Annotated in this window: 17 protein-coding genes; 14 read left to right on the top strand and 3 right to left on the bottom strand. The window is 59.6% G+C overall.

What is annotated here, in order from left to right:
- Positions 1 to 102 precede the first annotated feature (102 nt).
- From pheS to mscL, 5 genes are all read left to right on the top strand, one after another.
- Positions 103 to 1,176: a phenylalanine--tRNA ligase subunit alpha gene (gene pheS / locus RLO149_RS01065; protein WP_013960193.1), complete on the top strand. Its 1,074-nt coding sequence runs from the start codon at positions 103 to 105 to the stop codon at positions 1,174 to 1,176.
- Positions 1,173 to 1,496, top strand: a complete 324-nt coding sequence (locus RLO149_RS01070) for a hypothetical protein (protein ID WP_044025162.1) — start codon at positions 1,173 to 1,175, stop codon at positions 1,494 to 1,496. Before pheS ends, RLO149_RS01070 begins: the two co-directional genes overlap by 4 nt.
- Positions 1,493 to 3,892 (top strand): phenylalanine--tRNA ligase subunit beta, encoded by a 2,400-nt coding sequence (pheT, locus tag RLO149_RS01075; RefSeq protein ID WP_013960194.1) that lies wholly within the window; start codon positions 1,493 to 1,495, stop codon positions 3,890 to 3,892. The genes RLO149_RS01070 and pheT overlap by 4 nt, the downstream gene beginning before the upstream one ends.
- A gap of 56 nt (positions 3,893 to 3,948) precedes the next feature.
- Positions 3,949 to 4,398, top strand: coding sequence for a YtoQ family protein (locus tag RLO149_RS01080; RefSeq protein WP_013960195.1), 450 nt, complete (start codon positions 3,949 to 3,951; stop codon positions 4,396 to 4,398).
- 169 nt (positions 4,399 to 4,567) lie between these two features.
- Positions 4,568 to 4,996 carry a large conductance mechanosensitive channel protein MscL gene (gene mscL, locus RLO149_RS01085; RefSeq protein ID WP_013960196.1) on the top strand — a complete coding sequence of 143 codons (429 nt, stop codon included), beginning with the start codon at positions 4,568 to 4,570 and terminating at the stop codon, positions 4,994 to 4,996.
- 90 nt (positions 4,997 to 5,086) lie between these two features.
- Here mscL and RLO149_RS01090 read toward each other — a convergent pair whose 3' ends face one another.
- Positions 5,087 to 6,409, bottom strand: coding sequence for a peptidoglycan-binding domain-containing protein (locus RLO149_RS01090; protein WP_013960197.1), 1,323 nt, complete (start codon positions 6,407 to 6,409; stop codon positions 5,087 to 5,089).
- A gap of 398 nt (positions 6,410 to 6,807) precedes the next feature.
- Here RLO149_RS01090 and RLO149_RS01095 point away from each other — a divergent pair, with 398 nt between their 5' ends.
- The 9 genes from RLO149_RS01095 to RLO149_RS01135 are packed head-to-tail and all read left to right on the top strand — an operon-like array spanning position 6,808 to position 22,287.
- Positions 6,808 to 8,643 (top strand): trypsin-like peptidase domain-containing protein, encoded by a 1,836-nt coding sequence (locus RLO149_RS01095; protein WP_013960199.1) that lies wholly within the window; start codon positions 6,808 to 6,810, stop codon positions 8,641 to 8,643.
- Between the two features lie 12 nt (positions 8,644 to 8,655).
- Positions 8,656 to 9,945, top strand: coding sequence for a hypothetical protein (locus RLO149_RS01100; RefSeq protein WP_013960200.1), 1,290 nt, complete (start codon positions 8,656 to 8,658; stop codon positions 9,943 to 9,945).
- Positions 9,945 to 13,061: a virulence factor SrfB gene (locus RLO149_RS01105; RefSeq protein ID WP_044025163.1), complete on the top strand. Its 3,117-nt coding sequence runs from the start codon at positions 9,945 to 9,947 to the stop codon at positions 13,059 to 13,061. Before RLO149_RS01100 ends, RLO149_RS01105 begins: the two co-directional genes overlap by 1 nt.
- A 30-nt stretch (positions 13,062 to 13,091) precedes the next feature.
- Positions 13,092 to 15,791, top strand: a complete 2,700-nt coding sequence (locus RLO149_RS01110; protein ID WP_013960202.1) for a putative virulence factor — start codon at positions 13,092 to 13,094, stop codon at positions 15,789 to 15,791.
- A 29-nt stretch (positions 15,792 to 15,820) separates the two neighbouring features.
- Complete coding sequence (locus RLO149_RS01115; RefSeq protein ID WP_013960203.1) at positions 15,821 to 16,828, top strand: hypothetical protein; 1,008 nt, start codon at positions 15,821 to 15,823, stop codon at positions 16,826 to 16,828.
- A gap of 10 nt (positions 16,829 to 16,838) precedes the next feature.
- Positions 16,839 to 18,746 (top strand): vWA domain-containing protein, encoded by a 1,908-nt coding sequence (locus tag RLO149_RS01120; RefSeq protein ID WP_013960204.1) that lies wholly within the window; start codon positions 16,839 to 16,841, stop codon positions 18,744 to 18,746.
- A 9-nt stretch (positions 18,747 to 18,755) separates the two neighbouring features.
- Positions 18,756 to 19,535 (top strand): ABC transporter ATP-binding protein, encoded by a 780-nt coding sequence (locus RLO149_RS01125; protein ID WP_013960205.1) that lies wholly within the window; start codon positions 18,756 to 18,758, stop codon positions 19,533 to 19,535.
- Positions 19,535 to 20,731, top strand: coding sequence for an ABC transporter permease family protein (locus tag RLO149_RS01130; protein ID WP_013960206.1), 1,197 nt, complete (start codon positions 19,535 to 19,537; stop codon positions 20,729 to 20,731). Before RLO149_RS01125 ends, RLO149_RS01130 begins: the two co-directional genes overlap by 1 nt.
- Positions 20,728 to 22,287 (top strand): formylglycine-generating enzyme family protein, encoded by a 1,560-nt coding sequence (locus RLO149_RS01135; protein WP_013960207.1) that lies wholly within the window; start codon positions 20,728 to 20,730, stop codon positions 22,285 to 22,287. Before RLO149_RS01130 ends, RLO149_RS01135 begins: the two co-directional genes overlap by 4 nt.
- A 99-nt stretch (positions 22,288 to 22,386) precedes the next feature.
- Here RLO149_RS01135 and RLO149_RS01140 read toward each other — a convergent pair whose 3' ends face one another.
- Complete coding sequence (locus RLO149_RS01140; protein WP_013960208.1) at positions 22,387 to 23,283, bottom strand: hypothetical protein; 897 nt, start codon at positions 23,281 to 23,283, stop codon at positions 22,387 to 22,389.
- The gene (locus tag RLO149_RS01145; protein WP_013960209.1) at positions 23,280 to 24,176 is read right to left on the bottom strand and encodes a hypothetical protein; all 897 of its coding nucleotides are present in this window, start codon (positions 24,174 to 24,176) and stop codon (positions 23,280 to 23,282) included. The genes RLO149_RS01140 and RLO149_RS01145 overlap by 4 nt, the downstream gene beginning before the upstream one ends.
- Between the last annotated feature and the right edge of the window lie 2 nt (positions 24,177 to 24,178).

Genomic DNA, 24,178 nt, shown 5'->3' on the forward strand with positions numbered 1-24,178 from the left:
GAATGTGTCTCAGCCGTCAACGCCTCGGCCCCGCGCAACTGCTGGCTTGCCATCAGGGACTGTTCTGCTAGGAAACAGGGCAAATCAAGGGACGCGCGGAATATGGACGATCTCAAGCAAAAATACTTAAGCCAGATTGCGGCGGCGCAAGACGAGGCGGCGCTGGAATCGATCCGCTTGGCGGCTGTCGGCAAGAAGGGTGAGGTCGCCCTGAAAATGCGTGAGCTGGGCAAGATGACCCCGGAAGAACGACAGGTTGCTGGGCCTGCCCTGAATGCCCTGAAAGATGAGATCAATTCGGCTCTGGCTGCTAAAAAAGCAGGCTTGGCGGATGCTGCACTGGATGCCCGTCTGCGCGACGAGTGGCTGGATGTGACCCTGCCCGCGCGCGACCGCCCCCGCGGGACGATCCACCCGGTCAGTCAGGTCACCGAAGAGGTCACCGCCATCTTTGGCGAGATGGGGTTTTCGGTCGCCGAAGGGCCGCGCATTGATACCGACTGGTATAACTTTGACGCGCTGAATATTCCGGGCCACCACCCGGCGCGGGCCGAGATGGACACATTTTACATGACGCGCGCCGAAGGTGACGAACGCCCGCCGCATGTGCTGCGCACCCATACGTCCCCTGTGCAAATCCGCACGATGGAGGCGCAGGGCGCGCCCTTGCGCATCATCTGTCCGGGTGGCGTCTACCGCGCGGATTACGACCAGACGCATACGCCCATGTTCCATCAGGTCGAGGGGCTGGCGCTGGACAAGGACATCTCCATGGCGAACCTGAAATGGGTGCTGGAGGAGTTCTTTGCCGCCTTCTTTGAAATCGACGGGATCAAGACGCGGTTCCGCGCCTCGCATTTCCCCTTCACCGAACCCTCGGCGGAGGTGGACATTCAGTGTTCGTGGATTGATGGGCAATTGCGCATCGGCGAAGGGGATGACTGGCTCGAAGTTCTTGGCTCCGGCATGGTGCACCCCAAGGTGCTGGCCGCCGGTGGGATTGACCCCGACCAGTGGCAGGGCTTTGCCTTCGGCATGGGCATCGACCGGATCGCCATGCTGAAATACGGCATCCCCGACCTGCGCGCGTTCTTTGATAGCGACCTGCGGTGGCTGCGGCATTACGGTTTCGCATCGCTGGATCAGCCCACGCTGCATGGTGGGTTGAGCAGGTGAGGGATTTCCTGATCGCGTCTTTGAAAAAAATTGCTTCACGGAGGCGGGGGGCAGGCGTTGGCGCGGTTGGCGCTACTTGGGCATTGAGTAACTTTTTTGGAATTTCGCTTGTCGCTCATACCTCGGGTGGTGTCCTTTTGACCGGGGGTTCTGGCTACATAGCAGGGACCTTCATTTCCGCGACGTTCGTTGCTTTGTTTTGGTGGATTTTAGTGCCCATTGCCGCTGTTATCGGTATAGGATTTTATTTTCGTCGGCATGTCATTGGCGGCTTCGATTGGATTGTTAACTGGCTCTACCATTGGAGAAATAAACAATGAAATTCACCCTCTCCTGGCTCAAAGAGCACCTCGACACCACCGCTACGCTGGACGAGATCACCTATGCGCTGACCGACCTTGGTCTTGAGGTCGAGGGCGTGGAGGACCGTGCGGGCAAGCTGCGGGACTTTACCATCGGCTACGTCAAATCAGCGGAAAAACACCCGGATGCGGACCGCCTCAAGGTCTGTCAGGTGGCGACCGATGAGGGCGACAAGCAGATCATTTGCGGCGCCCCGAACGCGCGCGAGGGGATCACCGTCGTCGTGGCCAAGCCCGGCGTCTATGTGCCCGGCATTGATACGACCATCGGCGTGGGCAAAATTCGCGGCATCGAAAGCTTTGGCATGATGGCCTCCGAGCGCGAGATGGAGCTGTCCGAAGAACACGACGGCATCATCGAATTGCCCTCGGGCGAGGTCGGGCAGTCTTTCGTCGACTGGCTGGCAGAACATGACCCGGCCAAGGTCGACCCGGTGATCGAGATCGCGATCACCCCGAACCGGCCCGATGCGCTGGGTGTGCGCGGGATTGCGCGTGATCTGGCGGCGCGCGGCCTTGGCACGTTGAAGCCGCGCGATGTGGCGGCCGTCGAAGGGGTCTTCCCCTGTCCGGTGAGCATCACCATCGAGGCCGATACGCTGGAGCAGTGTCCGGTGTTTTTTGGCCGGGTGATCCGGGGTGTCAAGAACGGCCCAAGCCCGCAGTGGCTGCAGGATAAGCTGCGCGCGATTGGGTTGCGCCCGATTTCGTTCCTCGTCGATGTGACGAACTTTTTCACCTATGATCGCAACCGCCCCCTGCACGTCTTTGACGCCGACAAGATTGAAGGCAACACCCTGCGGGTCCATCGCGCCAAGGGTGGCGAAACCCTCGTGGGGCTGGACGAAAAGGAATATACCTTTGCAGAAGGCATGACGCTGATCTCTGACGCGGCCAATGTGGAAAGCATCGCGGGGGTTATGGGCGGCCTTGCGACGGGCTGCACGGCAGAGACCACGAATGTCTTTATCGAAGCGGCCTATTTCGACCCGGTCCGCACGGCCTATACCGGTCGCGCGCTCAAGATAAATTCCGACGCGCGGTATCGGTTTGAACGGGGCATCGACCCGGAATGGACGCCCTACGGGATTGAACATGCAACGCATATGATCCTTGAACATGCAGGCGGTGAGCCCTCCGAGGTCATCGTTGCGGGCAAGATACCTGACACCAACCGGGCCTATAAACTGGATGCCGCGCGGGTGCAGTCGCTGGTGGGCATGGACATCCCCGAAAGCAATCAGCGCCAGACGCTGACTGCGCTGGGGTTCCGCCTTGAAGGCAACATGGCCCATGTGCCAAGCTGGCGGCCCGATGTGCAGGGCGAAGCGGATCTGGTCGAAGAGGTGGCGCGGATTGCCTCGCTGACCAAGCTGAAAGGCAGACCGCTGCCCCGGCTGGATGAAGGCGTGTCGCGCCCGATCCTGTCGCCGATCCAGCGGCGCGAAGCTATGGCACGGCGTACCTGCGCGGCCTTGGGATACAACGAATGTGTCAGCTACAGCTTTATTGATCAGGCCTCTGCCAAGCTGTTCGGTGGCGGAGAGGACGTCACCCGGCTGGAAAACCCGATCAGCAGCGACATGAGCCACATGCGTCCCGCATTGCTGCCCGGTCTTTTGCAGGCGGCAGCGCGCAATCAGGCGCGGGGCAATATGAACCTCGCGCTGTTTGAGGTCGGCCCTGCCTTTCATGGCGGCGAACCCGGAGAACAGCATTTGCTGGTCAGTGGATTGCTGATCGGGCGGACGGAACCCAAGGATGTGCATGGCGCGTCCCGCGCTGTTGACGTCTATGATGTCAAAGCGGATGCGGAAGCGGTTCTGGCGGCCATCGGTGCACCTGCCAAGGTGCAGATATTGCGCGGTGCGGCCCCATGGTGGCATCCCGGTCGGCATGGGATGATCTGTCTGGGGCCCAAGAAAGTCCTGGGTGTATTCGGTGAAATCCACCCGCGGGTGCTGGCGGCGATGGACGTCAAAGGGCCCGCGATGGGCTTTACGATCTGGCCCGCCGAGGTGCCGCTGCCCCGCAAGAGTGGCGCGACCCGTGCTGCATTGCAGATCAGTGACCTGCAAGCGGTGGAACGCGATTTTGCCTTTGTCGTCGATAGCGGTGTCGAGGCACTGACCCTCGTCAACGCAGCAATGGGGGCTGATAAAGCGCTGATCGAGGACGCGCGCGTCTTTGATGAATTTATCGGCGGCTCTTTGGGGGAGGGAAAGAAATCCCTCGCGTTGACGGTGCGGATGCAACCCGCGACCCAGACGCTGACCGATAAAGACATCGAAGCGGTCAGCGCAAAGGTCGTGGAAAAGGTGATCAAGGCTACGGGTGGTGTGCTGCGCGCCTGATGCGCCTGTGCCCGTGGGGCGCTGCGATACGTGAATGAATTCAAAGGAGGTGCAGTATGGCATTGAAAGTATATCTGTCGGGGGAAATCCACACTGACTGGCGCGAGCAGATCGTGGAAGGCGCGCAGGGTCTCGATGTGAGCTTCAACAGCCCGGTGACCGACCACGCGGCGAGCGACGACTGTGGCGTTGCGATCCTTGGCGCAGAGGACAATAAGTACTGGCACGACCACAAGGGTGCGATGGTCAATGCGATCCGGACGCGCAAGGGGATTGCAGATGCCGATGTGGTTGTCGTGCGGTTTGGCGAGAAATACAAACAGTGGAACGCGGCCTTTGATGCGGGCTATGCGTCTGCCTTGGGAAAATCCCTGATTATCCTGCATGGGCCAGACCACGCGCATGCTTTGAAAGAGGTCGATGCCGCAGCACTTGCCGTCGCGGAAGATCCCAAGCAGGTTGTTGATATTCTGCGGTATGTGTTGACCAGCACTTTGCCTTCGTAACCGAAAGCCCCGAGCCGCAGGTGATCTGCGCTCTGTTTTCTGGTCCCGGCGCTCATTGACGCGCCGGGCCTGTTTTTCCCCCGTGGATGCGCCTTACAACACGGCTCTCATATGTTAACCAAAGGTTAACGGCCATGTTCAGGGCCGTCATTAATAGTACGAGGGAAAAATGCTCAACGAATTTAAAACCTTTATTTCAAAGGGAAACGTCATGGATATGGCGGTCGGTATCATCATTGGTGCTGCCTTTACTGCCATCGTTTCATCTCTGGTCGCTGACCTTGTGAACCCGTTTATCGCGCTTTTCACCGGTGGCATCGACTTCTCCGGGTGGTTCTATGCGCTGGACGGCGAAACATATGCGTCACTTGCAACGGCGACTGAAGCAGGTGCGCCGGTCTTTGCTTTTGGCAACTTCATCATGGCCGTGATCAACTTTATCATCATCGCCTTTGTGGTTTTCATGCTGGTCAGGACCGTCAACCGCATCAAAGATGCAGCTGAGGGTGAAAAGGAAGCTGTCGCCGAAGAACCCGCCGGTCCAACCGAGCTGGATATTCTCAAGGAAATCCGCGACGCTTTGGCCAAACAAAGCTGATCGTTCTACATGATAAAAAAAGGGCCTGCCGGCAATTACCGGCAGGCCCTTTGCTATGTGCTGGGGCGCGCGCTGCGGAAAGCCGGCGTATCAGTTCCCGCCCAAGTTAAGCGCAGGCAATGCAAGCCCGCCCTGTCCCGAAGTTTGAAGCGGGGCCACACCGCCAACAGGCGCGCTTGTGATTGAGGCCTTGATGATGGCGTTGCGCTCGGCTGTCTTGCTGGGCACGAATACTGGTTGCGCGCCTTGCTCCATTGAGGCGATGGCCGTTTGGTACCAGCCGGTCGATGCGGCAGGTGACTTCGCAGTGCCAAAGCCCCAGCGCAGGTGATGGCCCATGATCTCGCTATAAGGCATCTGGCCAGCGGCAAGCATCGAAGCTGCACCGCCAAGCGCCATCTGCGCGTCGTCCTGACGATAGCCGAGGCCCAGACAAATCTGCCCGTAAGCGCCAGCGGTCTGCATATTGCCTTGGAAAACGCTTCCCGCCACTTGCTGCGCTTGTGTTGCGACAAGTTTGACGTCGCCAGTGCCGATCTGCGCAATTGCCGGTGCCATCGCTTGCGCGATCTGACTGCATTGTCCCGCGAAGACGTCTTCGTTTTGACCTGTCTGGCTGATCAACCCCTGACTCTGTGTGATCGAGAACGCGCGCGCCTCGCAGAATTGCTCTCCGAGGGCCTGTTCGGGGTCGTTGATGTTGTTTGCAAGGATCACACCCTGATTGGCTTGCGTCATGCCAGATACCAGTTCGCAATGGCTGGCCATGGAGGTGACAGCCTGCTGCGCGCCAAAGGTGATCGGTGCGATTGAAAGCGGCGCCTGAGCTTGCTGTACGCCCGCATTGTTGTTGAAGCCGCCGTTGTTGGCATTGCGGTCAACGACGCCATTGTTATTCTGAACGTTGTCTACCTGACCACCATTGTTTCGGAAACGGTTGGCGTAGTTCGGGTCAGCGAAGGCCTTGAGCAGGCCCCGTGTGCCCTCATTCGCGACAACCTCCGGATAGGCGGCACCGCCGCCTGCCTGAAGCCGCTGATGCGCACCGACAAGTTGTGAGCGCTGCCAGTCATCCAATCTGCCGGTGGGCTGCCATCCCATGTAGTTCTGGTATTCGGAAATTCCGGCACGCGAGCGCGGCCCAAGGGATCCATCGGCGGCGCCGACGTTAAATCCGAAGCCGTTCAGGGATGCCTGCACTTCACGGTTCTGCTGGCGTTGGTAGTTGCTGATCGATGATCGTTGCTTTTGTTGTTTCTGCGCGCGTTGGTTTTTGCCAATCTGATTGTTGAGCAAAGCGCCCAAGGCGGCCCCGGCGACAAAGCCTCCGATTGTGCTGTCCGCCTTTGCGCTTGTTGATGTGATCATCAAAGTAGCTGCCACAACAGCCGCAATTCCATTTCGCTTTTTCATATCCAATACCCCACAGAAAAATCTTTAATTTGCCTGATTAAATCAGATTCGCCCCTCCGCTGCACGGTTTTTTTCCACAATTACGGGGATTTGATCGGCAAAATATCACCTGATTTAAGTGATATCTGTCGAAAACCGCGCCCAATTTACCCCGCGCATGTCCAAAAGGCCGGGTGGGCGCTTATTGCACCGACTGATTGCCACACGACGATTGACGTCAATTTTTTTATGCCGTTATCTGGAGGCGCGGGAGCAAGGGAGTAGATCTGGTGCATGGTGACATGCGTCTGTTTTTCTTCATTCTTTAAGCGTCTGACAGCAGGTCGGAGCATTCAACCGCGCAGTTTTGATTTTGTACCGGCGCTTACCGGTGCGCCAGTTATTTTGCGGAGCCTGATATGGCCGAACACTTTTTGACCAAGACGCGCATCGACCTGAGCCGTTGCATTGATGCGGGCGAGGCACCTGCGGTCGAACAATACGAGGCATTCAACGCGCTGCTGATGGCCAAGGCAGGCCCTGATGTTGCCAAGCTTTTTGCTGAACCATTGGTCAGCAAGGGCAATGATCAGGCCGCGTCGACGGTCTCGTGGTATTGTGATCGGGCGGGGCAGGGCGTGCCCCTGTCGAAACTTGATACGGCTGAGCAAAACGAAGTTGCAACGGCCCTGCGCGCGCGTTTGTCCACGTTGAAGGACCTGTTGGATGATCCCGAGGCCGCGCCTTTTGTAGCTGCAGCATTACACATCGGCGGTGCGGGCGATATCTGGGCGGTAGGCGGTCATCCTGTTATCGTGAACTGGGGTTTGATGCCAGCGGAAGGGTCAGACGCTGCGACCCGTTCGATGCATTACGCGCGCACGCTCGGACCTTATCTGGCAATGGATGGCGCACCACCCCTGACGGAACAGGAACAGGAACAGCGTCGGGGTGACAAGGTCGCCGCGGTCGCGGCCGCCTCAGCCATCGCTGGCGTTGCGGCGGGCAGCGCAGTGAGCGCTGGCACGTCCGATGCAGCCCAGCCTGACGCGCAGGCGGATGTGGCGACCGGCGCAGGCGCCTCCGCAGGCGGATCAACCGATGATCCGTCAATACCCGTTGCAGAGCAAAGACCTGCCCGGGGGCGCGTACCGCTGATCGCCTGGGTGCCGCTGGTTCTGCTCTTGCTGCTCTTCGGGGGGGCGCTGGCCTGGCTGCTGGTGCCGGGGAACCGCATTTTTGCGGATGATGGTGTGCAACCTGCAATCACGGATGAGGATACACTGCGGGCCGCTCGCGAGATCAACCGCGCGCTGGAACAACGGCTGGCCGATTTGAACGTGGCGCTTGAGGGCGCTGTCTGTCGCGCGGATGGCACTTTGCTGATGCCGGATGGGATGACCATTGAAGGTTTGCTTCCACCGGGTTTCGATGAAGGCACGTTGCGTGCGGGCGAGATCATCAAAGCGGACCGCACACCGATCCTGCCCCCCGCCTCTGATCGGGTGATGATCCCTCCGGCGGACGGGGTTATTCCCGACACCGCGACGTTGCTCAACCACATTGATGACCGCACCGCGATGGTGGTCGCCGTCTCCGATCAGGGCACAGGCACGGGCACGGGGTTTTTCGTGGGTCCGGATTTGCTTGTTTCGAACTTTCATGTGGTCGAAGGGGCGGATGCGCAGAATATCTTCGTGGTGAGCAAGGCGATGGATGGGCTCAAGCGTGTCGAAGTGTTGAAATCGCTGGGCCCTGTGGCCGAAGTCGGTGCGGATTTTGCCCTGCTGCGGGTGCTTGATGTGAACCAGCCGTTTTATACGCTGCGGCAAAGCGATCAGTCGATGCGGCTGCAATCGGTCATTGCTGCGGGCTATCCCGGCGATGTATTGCGGATCAACAGCGACTTTCAGGCGCTCAGCAGCCGCAACAATTTTGACGTACCAGATTTGATCGTCACCGACGGCACCGTGAACTCAGAACAATCGCTTTCGGATCAGGCGCGCGCTGTGATCCATTCAGCACCTTTGTCGGGCGGCAATTCAGGGGGGCCACTGGTTGACATGTGTGGCCGCGTGGTGGGCGTCAATACCTTCGTCTATCAGGGCGAACTTCGGAACCTGAACTTCGCGCTTTCCATCGATGACTTGCTGGAGTTTTTGGCGGGTACACCTGCGGCCCCCGTCATATCGAGCGATGTTTGCGAGCCTTTGGTTGCGCGCCCTGCGCCTGTTTCTGCTTCGGCGGGGCAGTGACGGGTTAATGGTATGAATGAATCCTTTCTGACCAACACCTCGACCGAAGGGTTGCAGCCGCTGGGCACGGCCCCTCAGCGGTCCTATGAACTTGTCAGCGACACCGTGCGCGAAGCTTGCGGTGAGGCCGCCGCCGCGCTTTTCGCGGAGCCCGTACCGACGCAATACGGGGATCGGTTTGACTGGTACGCCACGGTGGACGGGCAGGCGGTTCCGCTTGCCGCACTGGAAGATCCCGAGCCGGTGCGCGAGGTCCTTGCCGGGCTTGTGGCCAAGATCAAGGATTTGGCGGATGAGCTGATGGCCTCAAAGCTGGCGGAAAAACAACGCCTCGGCGAAGCATTGGCCAATGCGCTCGAAATCCCGGACGAAGACGCGATTTTTGTCATTCAGGGCGCGGACGGCGGTGCACCACAACCGGTTCTGGTGAACTGGGCATGGACCAAAGACGCGCAAGTGGCGGTGCGCGGCGTGCTGACGGGCATGGACACGCGCGCCCCGGCACAACGTCCCGGATATGTGCCGCCTCCTGCGGCGGCTGCGGCGATGCCATTGGCGGCGGGCGCGGGAACGGCGGCGGTGGCCGGTGTCAGCGCCATTTGGTGGTGGCTGGTCTGGCTGGGCTGGTTGCTGCTGGCGCTGCTGATTGCTGCGGTCATCTATTTGATGATCGAACCCTGCGCGCTGCGGATTTCCTGGCTGCCCAATACCTGTGAGCAGGTCGAGGAAATCCCCGACACGCTCTATGAAGAGCGGCTGCTGCTGGAGGATCAGATCACGCAGGTGCAAAAGGAAATCCACATCAAGGATCGCCTCTGCCAGCCTGATTTTGCCCTGCTGCCGATCCCGGACCCTGACGCGGTGGTGCCGCCCGAGACCGGCGTGCAACCCAGCCTGCCGATTGACCCGGAAGTTGATGACCGCGCAGATCGGGCGGGTGCGGAACGTGGGGATTTGTCCTTTACGCTGATCTGGGAAGGGTCTGATGATCTGGACCTGCACACCACCTGCCCGGCGGGGGATACGCTGTTTTTCCTCGACAAGGTTCAGTGTAACGGTGAGATGGATCTGGACATGAACGGCTTTCAGGTTGTGCCCGACCCGGTTGAGAATACCTATTTCACGGACCCGTTGCCGGGCGATTACCGCGTGCGGGTGCATCTCTATCGTCAACGCGACGGAAACGCGCCCCGCAGCTTTACGCTGCAAATCCGCGAAGGGGACCGGGTAACCACGCAAAAAGGAACGGTTTCGGTGGGTGCAGAAAACTGGCAGTATACCTACCGGTACGGGGGAAAATGATGTTTGAAGAGAGTGTCGGACGATTAAAGCAGCTGGTTGATTTCGGAGAAGAGATCGCGCTGGTGCCCTATAGCGGGGTGCAGATGCTCGATTTCGGCTTTGATCTGGACGCGCTTGAGATCAAGGCATCCAAGTTCATCGAGCGTGTAACCCGCGAGGAAGCAGGCGAGGTGGAACGCACGCTGATCCCGCTCAGCGGCAATGACGAACGTGATCTGCCGATCCTTGAGGCGGCGCTGGAAACCGATGATGCCTATTCGATCCGGCCCATCGCGGCGCTGGAGCCATTCCTGGAGAAATGGGTTCCGGTGCCTGTGCTGCGTATGAAAAGCCAGCGGGGACCCAGCGGCGAAGAGCGTTTTGATCCCGGCCCCTCAAGCTGGGCCCGGATGCGAATTGTTGAACTTGAAACTCCCGATCCCGAAACGGGCCATACGCACCGCGTGCAACTCGCACTTGATACCAACCTGATGGCGGGGGGGCAGCCCTCGCATTACATCGCACCCGAAGTTGCGGATGCCGAAAAGCCGCGCGATTTCCGCCTTGTGTCGGAGCCTGCGCATATGGACTGGTTCCTGCGCCGCCTTGAGGAAGCCGAAGACGGCAGCCTGATTGATTTGCAGGTCTGGGTGTCGGATTGGCTGAAGGAACTCTTCATGAGTTTCAAACGCGCAGCGCGTCCGGGGCGCACTGTGCTGGAAGAAAACCTGCCGCATCAGTTTGAGCACTGGGCGCGGTATCTGGCCTATCTCAACCTCGTGCAGCAGGCCGTGTCGCCGCCCAAGATGCGGTTTGTGAATACGGTCGCGGACCGGGATGCGGTCATGCCGGTCGGCGTTGATCTGGTGCTCGACATCGGCAACAGCCGCACCTGCGGCATTCTGATCGAGCAGTTCGCGGGTGAAAGCCGCGTTGATCTGGCGCGCTCCTTTCCGCTGGAAATTCGCGATCTGTCGCGGCCCGAATTCATGTATTCCGGTCTGTTCCAAAGCCGGGTGGAATTTGCCGAACTGCGCTTTGGTGATGAACGCTTTGCCAGCCGGTCCGGGCGACGCAACGGGTTTTTATGGCCAAGCTTTGTGCGCCTTGGCCCTGAAGCCGTGCGACTGGTGCAGGGAGAAGAAGGAACCGAAACGGTATCGGGGCTCTCCTCGCCCAAACGCTATCTTTGGGATGATGCGGCGGTCTCGCAGGACTGGCGCTTTCACGACCACATGGATGTCAACAACCTGCCCAAGGCGGTACGCGCGGCAATGCGCCACCTGAATGAAGCAGGCGATGTCATCAAGCAGTTGCAAAAAGATATTGAGAGCGGTCTGCGCACCGCCGGGACCGCCAGCACCACGGCGGCGATCCGGCCCCGCTTTTCGCGCTCGTCGCTCTATGGGTTTATGCTGGCGGAAATCATTGCCCATGCGCTCATTCAGGTAAACGATCCGGCGTCCCGGTCGCGCCGCGCACAAAGCGATCTGCCGCGCAAACTCAACCGGATCATCCTCAGCCTGCCCACCGCGACCTCCATTCAGGAACAGGCGATCATGCGGTCCCGTACCGAAGGGGCGTTGCAGCTCGTGTGGTCCATGCTGGGCATCACCGACAGCACCAAAAACTCGATTTCCGGTAAGCCTGAGTTGAAAATCGAATGGGACGAGGCCAGTTGCACGCAGCTTGTCTATCTCTACAGCGAACTGACGCAAAAGTTTGAAGGCCGCATTGACACATTCCTGACCCTCAAGGGCAAGAAACGTCAGCTTGAAGGGCAAAAAGAGGCGGTGCCAACGCTCAGGCTTGCCTGCGTTGATATTGGCGGCGGTACAACCGATCTGATGGTCACGACCTACCGGGGTGAGGCCAACCGCGTGCTGCACCCCGAACAGACCTTCCGCGAGGGATTCCGGGTGGCGGGTGATGATCTGGTCCACCGGGTGGTCAGCGCCATCGTGATCCCGCGCCTGCAGGAAAGCATCGAAGCGGCCGGTGGCTCTTATGTCGCGGAAAAGATGCGGGAACTTTTTGGCGGGGACCGGGGCGGTCAGGACCAACAGGCCGTGCAGCGGCGCCGTCAGTTTTCCGTGCGTGTGCTGGTGCCTTTGGCTGAAGCGATCCTGTCTGTTTCCGAGGCTTCCGAAGAATTTGACCGGATTGATCTGAACCTGTCAGAGGTGCTCGGCCTTGAGGTGCCTGACGAGGATGCGACCGAAGAAGAGCTAGAGCCGTTTACCCCGCTCGAGGTGCTCAGCTACCTTGAGCGCGCGGCGGCGGATTGTGGCGCTGAAAACTGGCATCTGTCCGATATCGTACTCAGCACCTCCCGCGAGGACGTGGACGCGATCTCGCGCGAGGTGTTCCAGAAGGTCCTCAGCAATATGTGCGAGGTCATTGATCATCTGGGCTGTGATATCGTGTTGCTGACCGGGCGGCCATCGCGTCTGCCGGCTGTGCGCTCAATCGTTGAAGAGATGATGGTCGTGCCGCCGCACCGCCTGATTTCGATGCATAAATACAAGACCGGGCGCTGGTATCCGTTCCGCGATCCAATCACGCAACGCATCGGTGATCCGAAATCCACCGTTGCCGTGGGCGGCATGCTGATTGCGCTCTCCGAAAGCCGTATTCCCAACTTTAAGGTCACGACCGAAGCGTTTCAAATGCGCTCAACCGCGCGGTTCATTGGTGAGATGGACCGCAACGGGCAAATCCTGCGGGAACGCGTGCTGTTTTCCGACATTGATCTGGATAAAAAGGGCAAATCCGGGGACCAGACGGCGGAACTCAAGATGTTTTCGCCGGTTCATATCGGATCACGCCAGTTGGATCTGGAACGCTGGACCACGACGCCGCTGTTCCGACTGGATTTCAACAACAGCAATGCACCGGGGGCGCAGAAACGGCCAACACCGTATCAGGTGACGCTGGAAAAAGACGAAGGTGATGACGACGACGAGCAGACATCGGTCGCCAAGCTGCGCCGTGAAAGTCTGCGCGAGGCCTTCAAGATCGCTGAGCTGCTGGATGGGGAGGGCGATGAAATGAAGGTCAGTGAATTGGTGCTGAAACTGCAAACTCTCGGCTTTGACGATGACTATTGGATCGATACCGGGGTCTATAGAATATGAGAATGTGCAAGATAGAAATGGTGCGGTCCGATGTCTGAGAATAATATACTTGCAGATCGCTGCGTAGAGGTGTCGCAACTGACACGCGACGCGCTTGCCTGGGTCAACCACGAGGAAAACAGCGACACTGTCGGGCCGCGGCACAAAAGCCTGACCAAGCTGCTGCGCAAGAGCGCGCGGCGCGCCGAACGGCTGGGCAAATCGGCCCGCACCAATATGTCGGTGAGCGTTTTTGGCCCCTCGCAGGCGGGTAAATCCTTTTTGGTGTCGGTCCTCGCGCGCCCGACGGATGGACGGCTTGCCGCCGATTTCAACGGACCCGGCGGGCAGCTTGATTACATCTCTCAGGTGAACCCGGCGGGGGATGGGGAATCGACCGGTCTGGTCACACGGTTCACGATGACCAAGGCCGCGACGCCCGATGGTTTTCCGATCCAGCTGAACCTCTTGTCCGAGGCCGATATCGCGCGCACCATCATCAACAGCTTTTATGAGGATGGCGATCAGTCCGAAACACCGCCCGAACCCGAAGACCTCAAGGCACATTTCGCCGCCCATACCAGCAAGGCCGGGGCGGGAGAGGTGCCAGGCCTGTCGTTCGAAGAGGTCTATGAAATCGCCGAATATGTCGAAAACACATTCGGCAAGGTCGCCTATGCCAGCCATTTGCGTGGGTTTTGGGATGAGGCGGCGAGCCTTGCGCCCAATATGTCGATCAAGGACCGTGGCGATTTTCTGTCGATCCTCTGGGGTGGGTATCAGCCGCTGACGGACCTTTATGTCAAACTGTCCTCCGCCCTGACGCTGATCGACAACGCCGAAGAGGTCTATGCCCCCCTTGAGGCGCTGCAACCGCGCGAGACGTCAATCATTGACGTCAACACGCTCAGCGGGCTTTTCGGGCCTGAAAATGAGGACACGCTGCCGATCCGCACACCCTCGGGTAAAGTGGCCCAGATGAACCGCGCTGTGGTCTGTGCGCTCGCAGCCGAACTGGTTTTTCCGATGGCGGAGCAGCCGTCAGATTTCTTTGCCGAAACCGACTTGCTGGATTTCCCCGGAGCGCGCAACCGGTTTGAATTGCCGCTGACCAAGACGCTGGAAAATCCCGAAGAGGGCGTGACCAACATGCTGTTGCGCGGCAAGGTTGCCTATCTCTTCGACCGCTACGTGGCCAATCAGGAAATCACTTCCATGCTGCTCTGCGTGCCCGACAGCAATATGGACACGGTCAGCCTGCCGGGGCTGGTCGAAAACTGGATTTCCATGACCCATGGTGCCACGCCGCAGGAACGGGCCAAGAACGACTGCATCCTGTTTTTTGTCATGACCAAGTTTGACAAACACTTGGGCGAAAGCGCCTCCGGTGGCTCTTCGACAGAACGCTTCGAAAGGCGGATGGACGCGTCCCTGCTCAAAGCGTTTGGCAAATTACGTGACAGTTGGGTGCATAAATGGACGCCCAGCCAGCCGTTCCAGAACTGTTATTGGCTGCGCAATCCGAATTATTTCGTCGAAGGTCTGATCAATTACAACGAGGATGAGACGGAAAAGGAAATCCGCGCGGAAAAACTGGACCGGGTGGCGGAACTCAAGGAAGGGTGTCTGTCAACAGAAGCAGTGACATCGCATTTCAAAGAGCCGGAGGTTGCATGGGACGCGGCCCTGACCCTGAATGATGGGGGTGTGGGCTATCTGACGCAGGAGCTGACGAAGGTCTGCAAGCCGGAAAGCAAGATGGGGCAAATCTCGGCTCAGTTGGATAAGATGACGAATGACGTTCTGGGGGAATTGCGCGATCTTTATGTATCTGACGATATCGAAACGCGGATCGAAGAAAAGCGGGATGCTGCGGCGCAGATCATCGACTGCCTTGAGCTGACGCTGCAAAGTCACCGTTTCGGGGCCTTCATAAACGCGCTCTGTGTGGATCAGGATGCAATTGAGGATCGGATCAGCCGGGTGCCAAGCTCCATCCGGATCAGTCAGGCGGTAGGTTCTTCCGCAATGGAAAGCACATCCACCGGCGGGGCTGCATCCCCGCCACGCCCCGGTGGCGCATCACGCCCCTCGCGCCCCGGAAGGCCAAACCGCCCGGGTAAACCAGCGCCCGTGGCAGTTGAGGTCGACACGGATGCAACCGCCAAGACAGCGTCGCTGATCCGCACCATGTCGTCAGAGGATTTTCAGGCCAACACCGCCATTGATATCTGGATCGAACACTTAAGCCAGTTGCGCGAGGATGCAGACCGCTTGGCGACCTTCAGCCTGACGCCTGAGGCGGCGGCGGATCTGGTGCGCGAATTGGTGCATGGGTTCCGGCGCACCGATGTTGCATCGGACATGAAAACCCTGCTCAAGGCGATTGATTACGGGCTGACCGTTGACAAACAGGCACCACCCGCCGCCATTGTCTGCGCCGAGACAATCAATAGTTTCGTACATTCTCTGGGTGCGGAAAAGCTGTCGGACAAAGACCGCCCGGTGATCGAATTGCAAGACGGCAACAGCCGGATGGCGTTTGAAGCGCGCCCGGCCTCTGATACGGCGTTTGATCTGCCGCAGGAACAACGCGCTGCCGCCGAAGACTTCTGGACGGATTGGGTATATATGCTGGAGGCGCTGTTTGTCGGAAACGCCAAAGATGGCGACGCGGGCGAAATCAACATCGAGCAGAACATGGCCATCGGGCGCGTGGTCAATGGGCTTGATGCTGAACAGGCCGCGTAAGGGTCGATGAATACGAGAGAGGTAAAGCGGTGATTTCAGTCAAACCCGATCCGGCGCACCCCCGCGGGGGCCATGCGGAGCTTTCGGTACCAGAGGACAAACTGGTCGGCGAGACCGCGCAGGTTGCTGTTTTCGACAATTATTCCGAACGCTTTCTGGGGGAATCCGGCTGGCAGCCGGTCAAGGTTATGTTCGGCCCCTATGCGGTGCGGCGCGAAGGGGGGCAGGCGCATCTGGTGATCGGCCCCGAGATCGTGAACCAGATTGAAGAATACGCGAACGTCAAGCTGATGGTGGGCGATGCTGAACAGGATGTAAGCTGGCCCGATGATGTGGTTCCCGCACCGGGCGCTGCGAAAATCGGCGGCATCATGGGCACGAAAGCCGCCGAAGTCACAGCCGCAAGTGCGCTGAGCGCCAAAATGCCGGAACCGGAGCCTGAACCCGCCGAGGTGGACCCTATCCCGGAACCGACCCCAGCCCCAACGGCGGAACCGGTGGAAACGCCTGCGCCCAAGGGCAAAGGCGGCCTGATCGCCGGTCTGGTGGTTGTGCTGCTTTTGGCGGCTGCTCTGGCCTATTGGCTGCTTGCGACGGAGGACACACCTGTCACACCCGTGGCCGAACCGGTGATCGCGCCTGCGCCAGTGGCTGAGGCGAGCGATCCCTGCGCGGCAGATGCGCTGCGCGCTCTTGAGGGGTTCGCGGCTCAATCAGCAGCGCTGCGGGGGTGTGCGGGTACGGCATCAGCCGATACGGCCCTTGGTCTGGTTGAGCGTGCGGCGGCGGCAGGGGACGCGGATGCCTTGGTGCTGTTCGGCACGGTCTATGACGGCGAAGCGATGGATGCGGTGATCGAGGATCAGATTGGTCTGACCTTCGGGGATGAACCCGCTACGGCGGCGGAGTATTATGCGCGCGCTGTCGCGGCAGGATCCACTGAGGCAAGTGAGAAGCTGGCTGCCTTGTGCACACGGATGGCCGACATGACAGACACATTGGTGCAGGGTGCCGTCACCGATTATTGTGGCAATTAGGGAGATGGGTATGCGCATGCGGTTGGTGGTGATGGTCATGGCGGCCCTGTCTTTCTGGGCCTCTGCACTGGCGGCTCAACCCTTGCTGATGGAGGGCACCAATACGGTGTTTCAGCGCGTGCTGACACGCCCCGCCGCCACCCTGCACAGTGCCGTTGACGGCGCTGTGATCGAACAGATCCCCGCGTTTCAGCCGTTTTACGTCTTTGCGGATCAGGGGGAATGGAAACAGATCGGACCGTCCATTTCCAAGGAGCCAACCGGATGGGTTAAGACGGATCAGACCGTTGAATGGAAACAGAATATCGTCGGTGCCTTTACGAATGCCGCCGGGCGAGAACGCCAGCTGGTGTTTCAGAGCGAAGAGGATTTGCGCTGGCTGTTGAACCATGAAGCCTTGCCGCAGGTGCAGGAGCGTTTGCTGGCCGAGGCCTCGGCGGGGATATCGCAGGGCAACAACGGTGTTGTCTCTGTTGAGCCGGAAGAGTTCGTCAACATCCGCGAAGATCTCTATGTGATGCCGATCCTCGATTTTGTCGAAGACCTGCATCCGCTCAACTACGAGGATATTCTGTTGATGGAGGTGGCCTCTGTCCCGCTCAAGGCGGAAAGTGGCGTGCAAAACAACGCGGATCAAGGCAATGCGGCCTTTGACGTCGGTATCGTCTTTGTGTTCGACACGACCCAGTCGATGGAGACCTATATCGCGCGCACGCAGAAAGTGCTGCAAAACACGGTTCAGGAGATTTCAGGGACCGAGATTGGCAAGCTGGTGAACTTTGGGGCCATCGGGTTTCGCGACAACACCGATGTTGTGCCTGAACTGGAATACCGCACCAAGGTCCTTGCAGATATCAAACGGCGCGATGACCAGTCCGAAGTGTTGAATGCAATCGCCAACACACGGGTTGCCATCGCCAATTCGCCCGGTTTCAACGAAGACAGTCTGGCTGGCATCGAGGATGCGATTGACCTGATTGACTGGCAGCAAGAGGGATCGGGCGACCCTATTGATGCGCGCTATATCATTCTGGTCACGGATGCCGGGCCAAAAGACCCGCGTGATCCGAATGCACGCTCGCAGATCGGGGTTGAGGAGTTGCAAGCCGATGCAGAGGGCAAGAACATCGTGACGATGACGCTGCATCTCAAAACGCCGACCGGGGGCGAGGCTAACCATGCCTATGCCGAAGGTCGTTACCGTGCGCTGTCGACCTTTGCGGGCCGTCAGTTCTATTTCCCCATCGAGGGCGGATCAGAGGAAGCGTTCGAGGGTGTCGCAACCCGGCTGGTCACGGCCATCACCGATCACGTGCGCACCGCGCGCGGTGAAACCTCGGTCCTGAGCGAGGACGAGGCCGGCGAAGATCTGGTGGCCTTGGGCCGCGCCATGCGCTTGGCCTATCTGGGATCACAACGCGGCACGCAGGCCCCCGATGTGATCCGCGGATGGGTCAGTGACAAGGCGGTGGAAGCGCCGCAATCGCTCGCCGTAGAACCGCGCTTGCTGATCACCAAGAATGAGATGGCGACAATGGCGGAACTGCTGGACAACCTGATCCGTCTGGGGGAGCAAAGTCAGGGTGGTGATGACGCGATGAACTTCTTTACGCAGGTGCGGGGCGTGATTGCGGATATGGCAACCAACCCGGACCGGCGGCTGAACACGCAAGCCGACACGCTGGGCGGGGCGTTGGAATACCTTGAACAATTGCCCTATCGCAGCCAGCTCTTGCAAATGACCGAAGACCGCTGGGCGCAAAGTGCCATGCTGCGCCGGTCCATCATCGACGGGATGCGCCAGAAGCTGACGCAATACCGCAAGTGGTTGTTTGACCCGCAGGTCTGGACCGCACTGCACGAAGGGGCAGATGATGGGGAGCTGGTCTTTGCCATGCCCTTTGACGTTTTGCCCTGAGGCGCGGCGATGGCCTATTCGCTCGCAATTGACGATCTGACGGTGACGCTTGGCGATGCGGAGCGTCGCTTTACGCTGCAAGCGGGGCAGTGGTCGATTGCGGCGGGGGAGGTCATTGGGCTGACCGGACCATCGGGAACCGGCAAGACGCTGCTGCTGGAACTGCTGGGCATGTTGCGCGCGCCCGATCGCGGCAGCTATATCGCCACACCGCTGACAGGCACCGCTGGCACGCGGCAGGAATTTCACAGCTTCTGGCGGGACGCGAATGCCATGGCGCTTTGTGCCGGGGCGCGTGCGGGGTTCTTTGGCTTTGTACCACAGGCGGGCGGGCTGTTGCCGTTTCTGACCGTCACCGAGAACGTGGAAATCACGCAGCGGATTGCGCGGCGTCCTGACGAAAGCTGGCTCAAGGCGCTGTTGGGCGAATTGGGTCTGAACCAGATCGCGCATTTGCGCCCCGGTGCCTTGTCCATCGGTCAACGCCAGCGGGTGGCCATTGCACGCGCGCTCGCGCATCGCCCGTTTTGCGTGATCGCGGATGAGCCGACCGCAGCGCTCGACCCGGAAAATGCACAAGCCGCCATGGGTCTTTTGATCGAGGCCGCGCGCGCCGGGGGCACGGCGACCCTGTTGTCGAGCCATGATTACCCCACCTTGGAAAAATTCGAGATGCGGCGCATGGGGTTGCAGATCACCTCGGCACCGCATGACCCGAATGTGGTCAGCACCCTTGTGGCCATGGACAAACAACGGGCGACATCGCCATCTGACGGGGTGGACGTCTGATGCTGATCCTGCGTCTTGCCCTGCGTGATCTGTTTTTCCAGAAGGTTCATCTGATCTGCAACATCGCGGTGCTGGCCGGGGTTCTGGTGCCGCTTCTGGTTTTGTTCGGTGTCAAAAACGGCGTTTACAACGCGCTGATCGGGGAGTTGCTGAGCAACCCAAGGTCCGTGCAGATCGACACCTCCGGCAATGCCACTTTCTCCACAGCGGACGCCGAAACAGTTCGAGGCTGGCCCGAGGCTGGATTTGTAACGCTGAAAACACGCAGCCAGTTCGATTTCGTGAATGTACGGCTGGAGGGCGGGCGGCAAAAACGCGACGCGATCCTGATCCCCAGTGGTGCAGGCGATCCCAACCTGCCCGAAGGTCTGGCGCTGGATGCAGGCGCTGCCGTGATCAGCGCGCAACTGGCCGATCAGCTTGAGATCAGCGTCGGGGACCGGATTGATGTCATCACACAGGCAGAGGACCGCCCGCGGCAACTGCGTATCCAGCTGGACGTGGTGGCGGTATTGCCGGCTGAACGCGCCTCCGGTCGCGCCGTGCTGGCGCAGATCGATATCCTTGATCTGGTCGAGGCGTTTTACGACGCCTACGCCCTGCCGGAATATGGTATCACGCAGGGCAAGCCACTGTCGGATCGCGCGGCAGTTTTCGAGGGTATGCGCGTGTACGCCGTTGGTCTGCAAGAACTTGCGCCTCTTCAAAACCGGATTGAAAGTGAATTCGGAATCCGCACCGAAGCCCGCACCGCTGAGGTGCAGGGTGTCCTGAACCTTGGGCGCAACCTCAACCTTGCGCTCTTGCTGACCGCGTCGGTTGCCAGTCTGGGACTGGCCGCAGCGCTGGTGTTTGGCTTTTGGGGCGAAGTGCAACGCAAGCGGCAGGTTTTGGCGTCACTTGCGCTGATGGGGCTGGGTGGGCAACGCTTGTGGCTGTTCCCGATGGTGCAGGCGCTGGTGTCTTCTGCGCTGGCTTTGGTGGTCTCCTTTGCCTTGCTGGGCCTTGCTGCATTGGTGGCAGAGCAGATGTTCGATACCGGTCTGGCCGCAGGCGGACTGGTGCAGATAACAACGGGGCAGGTCATGGCGATTGTGGTTGCCGTCAGTGTTTTCGTGATCGCCTCGTCGCTGTTTGCGGCGCGTGCGGTTCTGCGCATTGATCCGGCAACGGTGTTGAGAGAAGGGGCAACATGAAACATGTCATAGGTCTGTTGATGCTCTTGCTGAGCGCGGGGGCATCTGTTGGACAGGAAACGGACAGCGCGACATGGGATGCGGATCTGATTGATCCGGCCGGGGGGGCGGATTTGATCCTGCCGTTGCCCTGTGGCGGTGGCATGGCGTTTCAGCGGGTCGCGGTGCCGGTCGATGTGGCGGACCCGATTGATGATCGGCCGTTTCGCATGGGCCAGTCGCAGGAATCCACCGGCTTTTCAGATTACCTGACCCCGGCGTTCCTGCGCGGCGCGTTCTATACGCAGGAGGGTTCGTATTACTATATCGCGCGCTATGAGATGAATGTCGCGCAATACCGCGCGCTGACGGGGGACTGCGATGCGCCGTTCGAACGCAGGGATCGTTTTGCCCAAGGCGATTTGAGCTGGTTCGAGGCGGTGAACCTGACGCGCCTGATGACGGAATGGATTTTGCAGAACGCTGCCGACAGCCTGCCTGCGCAGGGCACGCGCAAGGGTTTCGTGCGGCTGCCAACTGAGGTTGAATGGGAATATGCAACGCGGGGTGGGGCAAAGGTGGACCCGACGCTGTTCCCGGGTCGGCGGTTTTTTGAGGACGGTGCATTGTCTGACTATGCCCATTTTCAGGCCGCAGGTCAGGGGCGTGGCAAGTTGCGTCCCGTGGGGCTGCGCTCGCCAAATCCCGTGGGGCTGTTTGATGTTTATGGCAATGCCGAAGAGCTGATGCTTGAGCCCTTTCGTCTGAATGCGGTCGGCCGTCAGCATGGGCAGGCGGGCGGCGTGGTAACGCGCGGCGGTTCGATTGATACAACGCCGGAGAACATCTATTCCGCACAGCGACGCGAATATCCGATGTTCAACCCGCGTTCGGGCATGGCGCAAAGTGGCGGTTTTTTTGGTCTGCGCCCGGTGATCGGCGCGCATATCGTGACGGATGCCGATTATGATGCGATCCGGGATGGTTGGCTGGCCCGCGTTGAAACCGGTGAAACGTCGGAAAGTGCCGAACCCCTGACAGCGCTTGCCGCCCTGCTCGAAGAAGAGATCGACCCACGTCGCAAACAGGCGCTGAGCGATCTGCAACTGAGCTTCCGACTTGCCAGTGAAGCGGCGGAGACATCGACGCGGCAGGCGGCGAAATCAACCCTGATCAGCGGTGCGGCTTTTGTGGAAACCCTTGTCGAAGACGCGCGGGCGATCCAGCAGCTTGATCTGCAATTGCGCGCGCTGCGCGATCAGGCCCGCGTGGCCGTCGGCACGCCGCAGCACCCGCAATTGATGGTCGCGTTTCGAAACACTCTGGAACGTCTGGGTCAGTTGCGCGAAGGGCAGGCGACCTATCTGCTGTCCTATCGGGCGGCTCTTGAGACGCTCACCAATGATGTGGAGGGTGCAACGCTGGATACCGCCTATCAGACCCTGTCGCAGGACCTGATCGAGGCCGAACAGGTCCCGTTTCTTGAGATGCTGCGCCTGTTCTGGCGCGACCTGGAAGCATATCGCGAACAGCCTGACATGAGCCAACAGGATTTGCTGGCGCTTGCGGTACGATAAACCCTAAAGCGTCATGCGAAAAACCTGAATCACGTTACGCTGCCTGAAATCAAGGATTTTAAAGCGTTACGTGATGTTTCAGGTAGTTCGTCAGACGCTTTAGTTCTGCGGCAGGCTTTTGCGTGTGGGCATGCGGTCGATGACCGGGACATCATCGCCTGCGATGTCAAACCGCTTGTCACCGGGATCAAGCGTGGCCGAAATATAGGTGCGCCGCGTACCGCCCCCCGGTTTGTCCGACGCCTCAACCAGCGTATACAGCGTGACCGGCTGCCCCATGAAATCGGTGAATGTCCCCGTCGGGGCCTGCCCCTGACTGGGGATCGATTCCCAATGGCGCAGGATATCAATCGGTTTGACCGGCTGCTTGTAGGCCAATAGCAATTCGCCAAAGAACTCGCCATCTCGCGAGGGGTTCGTCGTGCGGCTGAAACTGGCTTCGGGCATAAGGGCGGTGACCGCCTGATTGGCGGGGCGCTGAAACTGGCCATGATCGGTGCCGATCCAGATGCCGCCCCCTGCCGCGCGCAAGGCTTCCATCTGATTGATCACCAGATTGGCCGAAGAGTCATTTACCCCCGGCCAGTTCGCCAGTTTATGGGCGTTGGTGTTGCGAATGAACAGCGTCCCATCCAGCATCAGCGATTTCGGCCCATTGGCATAAAAGCCACGCAGCGCGTCAAGGTCGGCATCGTTGAACGTGCGGTTGGTGTTTGTGGCGGTCATCACGATGATCCGGTATCCGCCCTGCGTCGCCAGATGGCGCGCCAGAGAACCGCGTCGTGGTTCAAACTTGTAGGTGACATCAAAAACAGCGCCGCCTTGATAGTCATCGACAAAGCGCGCCACCCGCTGTCTGTGCGAGGATTTGGTTGAGGGCTCTTCGACGCTGACATCCCACCATAGCACCTTCATCGGTTGCGCCATGGCAGTGCTTGCCACAAGGATCAGGCAGGCGGTCATCAGGGCGACCAATATGTGAAAAAGAGACTTCATTCGCTCACCTTGCTTTTGCGTGTCGGCATGTAGTCGCGCACGGGTTCAGGCTCCGCGTTGCTGTCAATCGCGGTGCGCCCTTCGCCCGGCGCAAAACTGGCCGTGATATAGGGCCGTTTGGCTTTGCCACCCGGCTTGTCGGATGTCTCGACCAATGTATGGAGCGTGACCGGATTGCCCATGAAATCGGTAAACTGGCCCACGGGCGCTTCGGCCTGACTGGGTATCTCTTCCCAGTGTTGCAGGATATCCAATGGTCGCACCGGCACGGCCGCATTCAGCAGCGTGCCCCCGATGAACTCCCCATCACGCGACGGGTTCGTGCGACCCGAAAAGCGCGCGCGTGGCACGATCGCTTCAAGCAATTGATTTGCCCCCGCCTGAAATTCGCGGTGATCCGTTCCGATCAGGATCCCACCGCCAGCATCGGCAAGCGCAGCGATCTGATTGATCAAAAGGGCCGCGCTGGCCCCATTTGGTCCGGGGAAAACGGTCTTGGGTCCGGGCCGCGCGTTGCGCACCCAAAGCGTGCCGTCCAGCATCAAGGCACGTTTGCCACTGGCATAATGCGCGCGCAGGGCATCAAGGTCCGCGTTGGTGAAGTTCCTGCTCGTGGTTGTCACGTCCAAAACGATAATATCGAAAGGCGCGCCCGCCAAAGCCGCTGCAAGCGCCCCGCGTTGGGTCGCATGTTTGAACGTGACAGCATAGCTTGCGCCGCCGTCAAACTGGTTGATGTAATTTGCCATTGCTGCGCGGTCTTGCGCGTTGGTAGCGCCGTCATAGGTGGGCGACCCATCCCACCAAAGCACAGCCGTTTGTTCCGCCTGCGCCGCAAGTGAGCCGATAAACAAAGCAAAAATGCCGAAAGTGGTGGTTAAATATTTACGCATCC

The sequence above is a fragment of the Roseobacter litoralis Och 149 genome (genome assembly GCF_000154785.2).
GTDB classification, from domain to species: Bacteria; Pseudomonadota; Alphaproteobacteria; order Rhodobacterales; family Rhodobacteraceae; genus Roseobacter; species Roseobacter litoralis.

Bases quoted from the DNA above. Each gene is read 5' to 3' on its own strand.
- RLO149_RS01135 (WP_013960207.1), top strand. From the start codon at position 20,728: ATGAAACATGTCATAGGTCTGTTGATGCTCTTGCTGAGCGCGGGGGCA.
- pheS (WP_013960193.1), top strand. From the start codon at position 103: ATGGACGATCTCAAGCAAAAATACTTAAGCCAGATTGCGGCGGCGCAA.
- RLO149_RS01130 (WP_013960206.1), top strand. From the start codon at position 19,535: ATGCTGATCCTGCGTCTTGCCCTGCGTGATCTGTTTTTCCAGAAGGTT.
- RLO149_RS01095 (WP_013960199.1), top strand. From the start codon at position 6,808: ATGGCCGAACACTTTTTGACCAAGACGCGCATCGACCTGAGCCGTTGC.
- RLO149_RS01090 (WP_013960197.1), bottom strand. From the start codon at position 6,409: ATGAAAAAGCGAAATGGAATTGCGGCTGTTGTGGCAGCTACTTTGATG.
- RLO149_RS01145 (WP_013960209.1), bottom strand. From the start codon at position 24,176: ATGCGTAAATATTTAACCACCACTTTCGGCATTTTTGCTTTGTTTATC.
- RLO149_RS01125 (WP_013960205.1), top strand. From the start codon at position 18,756: ATGGCCTATTCGCTCGCAATTGACGATCTGACGGTGACGCTTGGCGAT.
- RLO149_RS01080 (WP_013960195.1), top strand. From the start codon at position 3,949: ATGGCATTGAAAGTATATCTGTCGGGGGAAATCCACACTGACTGGCGC.
- RLO149_RS01140 (WP_013960208.1), bottom strand. From the start codon at position 23,283: ATGAAGTCTCTTTTTCACATATTGGTCGCCCTGATGACCGCCTGCCTG.
- RLO149_RS01120 (WP_013960204.1), top strand. From the start codon at position 16,839: ATGCGCATGCGGTTGGTGGTGATGGTCATGGCGGCCCTGTCTTTCTGG.
- RLO149_RS01100 (WP_013960200.1), top strand. From the start codon at position 8,656: ATGAATGAATCCTTTCTGACCAACACCTCGACCGAAGGGTTGCAGCCG.
- mscL (WP_013960196.1), top strand. From the start codon at position 4,568: ATGCTCAACGAATTTAAAACCTTTATTTCAAAGGGAAACGTCATGGAT.
- RLO149_RS01105 (WP_044025163.1), top strand. From the start codon at position 9,945: ATGTTTGAAGAGAGTGTCGGACGATTAAAGCAGCTGGTTGATTTCGGA.
- RLO149_RS01110 (WP_013960202.1), top strand. From the start codon at position 13,092: ATGTCTGAGAATAATATACTTGCAGATCGCTGCGTAGAGGTGTCGCAA.
- pheT (WP_013960194.1), top strand. From the start codon at position 1,493: ATGAAATTCACCCTCTCCTGGCTCAAAGAGCACCTCGACACCACCGCT.